Here is a 3195-nt window from a genome sequence, read left to right as displayed (position 1 = left end):
TAGACGTAGGGCTTGCCCTGCGCGTGCCGGAACGACCAGGCGCCCAGGGTCGGCATCTTGGCGATCAGCCGCACGATCTGCATGTGCCGGTTGTCGCCGTCGGAGATGTTGCGCGACTCCGGGTAGAAGGTCGACAGGGCGCCCACCGATGCGAGCAGCATGCCCATCGGGTGCGCGTCGTACCGGAAGCCCTCCATGAAGTTGCGCACGTTCTCGTGCACGAAGGTGTGGTAGGTGATCTCGTGCGCCCAGGAGTCGTACTGCTCCTTGGTCGGCAGCTCGCCGTGGATGAGCAGATAGGCGACCTCGAGGTAGGTCGACTTCTCCGCGAGCTGCTCGATCGGGTAGCCGCGGTACTCCAGGATGCCCTTCTCGCCGTCGATGAACGTCACGCTGCTGCGGCAGGAGGCTGTGTTGACGAAGCCGGGGTCGTAGACGGCCAGTCCAGGGGTGTCCTCGGCGGTCTTGATCTTTCCGATGTCGGCGGCCCGGATCGCGCCGTCGAGGATCGGTACGTCGTACTCCTGGCCGGTGCGGTTGTCGCGGACCGTCAGGGTCTCACCGGAGCTCTTGCCGGTGCCAGGAGTGCTGGAAGCAGTGGCCGTATCGGACACATCGGCTCCTCGCTGTCGGGGCCCGGGACGCGCACGGGCTGGTTCGTCGGCGCGCCGGGGACGTCGTTACGTGTCTCGTGAAGTTGGTTCCTTCTAACCTATGCCCGTCGGCCGGACCCGGCGAAACCGGGGCGGTTTTGACCCTGGAACCCGGGCGCCGGTAAACTTGCCGGTCGCGACAGTTCAGCGTGCCGCCGAACAGGCACGTCGTCGTGGTTCGCGCGTCAGACGCGCGAGCGGAGGACCAGACACCGATCCGAACGTAAAGGCAAGTATTCGTGCGTACGTACAGCCCGAAGCCCGCTGACATCCAGCGCCAGTGGCACGTGATCGACGCCACCGACGTGGTGCTCGGACGCCTCGCCGTCCAGGTCGCGACGCTGCTTCGCGGCAAGCACAAGCCCATGTTCGCCCCACACGTCGACACCGGTGACTTCGTGATCGTCGTCAACGCCGGCAAGGTGGCGCTGTCGGGCAACAAGCACACCGCGAAGCTCGCCTACCGGCACTCCGGCTACCCGGGCGGGCTGTCCTCCGTGGCCTACGGCGACCTGCTGGAGAAGGACCCGCGCCAGGCCGTCGAGCGGGCGGTGTGGGGCATGCTCCCCAAGAACCGGCTCGGCCGCCAGATGCTGAAGAAGCTGAAGGTGTACGCCGGTCCCGACCACCCGCACCAGGCCCAGAAGGCCGTGCCGTTCGAGATCTCCCAGATCTCCCAGAGCAAGTAACGAAACCAGCGCAAGTGAGGAACGTCTGTGGCTGAGACCACCGCCGACCGGGGCACCGAGCCCGTCGAGGAGACCTACAAGACCGACGAGCGTGGCGTCGCCTACAGCTCGGAGAGCGCGCCGTCGGCCGACGCTCCGGCTCGCCCCGCGACGATCGCCCCGGCGTCGGCGACCGGCCGGCGCAAGGAGGCCGTGGCCCGCGTCCGTCTGGTCCCCGGCACCGGCGTGTGGACCGTGAACGGCCGGACGCTCGACTCCTACTTCCCGAACAAGCTGCACCAGCAGGTGGTCAACGAGCCGTTCGTGACCACCGACCTGGCCGGCCGCTTCGACGTGATCGCCCGCATCCACGGCGGCGGCATCACCGGCCAGGCCGGTGCGCTGCGGCTCGGCGTGGCCCGGGCCCTGAACGCCGTCGACGTGGAGGCCAACCGGCCGTCGCTGAAGAAGGCCGGCCTGCTCACCCGCGACGCGCGCGTGATCGAGCGGAAGAAGGCCGGGCTCAAGAAGGCCCGCAAGGCCCCGCAGTTCAGCAAGCGGTAACCGGGACCGCCCGCAGTGCCAGCGAATGGGGGTCGGCTCTTCGGCACGGACGGGGTCCGTGGGCTGGCCAACGGTCTGGTCACCGCCGAGCTCGCCCTCGACCTGTCGGTCGCCGCTGCGCACGTCCTCGGTGAGGCCGGCGCGCTGGTCGGCTCCGACCGGCACGGCGGCCGGCCGGTCGCCGTGGTCGGCCGCGACACCCGGGTCTCCGGCGAGTTCCTGGAGGCCGCCGTGGTCGCCGGTCTGGCGTCCGCCGGGGTCGACGTACTCATCCTCGGCGTGCTGCCCACGCCGGCGGCGGCGTACCTCACCGGCTCGCTGAACGCCGACCTCGGTGTGATGCTCTCGGCCAGCCACAACCCGATGCCCGACAACGGGATCAAGTTCCTGGCCAGGGGCGGGGTGAAGCTCGACGACGCCATCGAGGAGACCATCGAGCGGCGGCTGCGCGAGCCGTGGGACCGCCCGACCGGCGGCGGTGTGGGCCGGGTCCGGCCGTACGCTTCGGCCATCGACGACTACGTCGACCACCTGGTGGGCACGCTGCCCAGGCGGCTCGACGGCATCAACGTGGTGCTCGACTGCGCACACGGCGCCGCCTTCCGGGCCGGTCCCGCTGCCCTGCGGCAGGCCGGTGCGGACGTGGTGGAGATCAGCGCCGAGCCGGACGGGCTGAACATCAACGACGGGTGCGGCTCGACGCACATCGAGGAGCTGCAGAAGGCCGTCGTCGCGCACGGCGCGGACGTCGGGTTCGCCCTCGACGGGGACGCGGACCGCTGCATGGCCGTCGACCACGAGGGCAACGTGGTCGACGGGGACCAGATCCTGGCCATCCTCGCGCTGGCCATGCGCGACGCCGGCACGCTGCGTGACGACACCGTGGTGGCCACCGTGATGAGCAACCTCGGCTTCGTGCAGGCGCTGGACCGCGAGGGCGTCGCGGTGCGGCAGACCAAGGTCGGCGACCGGTACGTCCTCGAGGCGATGAAGGCCTCCGGCTACTCCCTCGGCGGCGAGCAGTCCGGGCACGTGATCATGAGCGACTACGCCACGACCGGCGACGGCATCCTGACCGCGCTGCACGTGCTGTCCCGGATGACCGAGAAGCAGGGCTCGCTGGCCGAGCTGGCGTCGGTGATGAGCCGGCTGCCGCAGGTGCTGGTCAACGTGCCGGACGTGGACAAGAGCCGCGCCGACCTGGACCCGGCGCTCGCCGACGCCGTGGCCGAGGCGGCGGAAGAGCTCGGCGAGACGGGCCGCGTGCTGCTGCGCCCGTCCGGGACCGAGCCGCTGGTGCGGGTGATGGT

The 3195-nt window shown here is 70.2% G+C and carries 4 protein-coding genes; 3 read left to right on the top strand and 1 reads right to left on the bottom strand.

Going from position 1 to position 3195, the window contains the following annotated elements; genetic code table 11:
- Positions 1 to 614, bottom strand: a 614-nt coding sequence (locus VFL99_RS18065) for a citrate/2-methylcitrate synthase (protein WP_325107762.1), incomplete at its 3' end; no start/stop codon positions are given.
- 278 nt (positions 615 to 892) lie between these two features.
- On the opposite strand from VFL99_RS18065, the gene rplM reads away from it, so the two are divergent.
- The 3 genes from rplM to glmM all read left to right on the top strand — a co-directional run.
- The gene (rplM, locus tag VFL99_RS18060; protein WP_325107761.1) at positions 893 to 1342 is read left to right on the top strand and encodes a 50S ribosomal protein L13; all 450 of its coding nucleotides are present in this window, start codon (positions 893 to 895) and stop codon (positions 1340 to 1342) included.
- 27 nt (positions 1343 to 1369) lie between these two features.
- Positions 1370 to 1885, top strand: a complete 516-nt coding sequence (rpsI, locus tag VFL99_RS18055) for a 30S ribosomal protein S9 (protein WP_325107760.1) — start codon at positions 1370 to 1372, stop codon at positions 1883 to 1885.
- A gap of 15 nt (positions 1886 to 1900) precedes the next feature.
- A partial coding sequence (gene glmM / locus VFL99_RS18050) for a phosphoglucosamine mutase (RefSeq protein WP_325107759.1) occupies positions 1901 to 3195 on the top strand: 1295 nt, incomplete at its 3' end.

It is taken from the genome of Segeticoccus sp., assembly GCF_035708005.1.
This window is presented reverse-complemented; position numbering and strand designations above follow the sequence as displayed.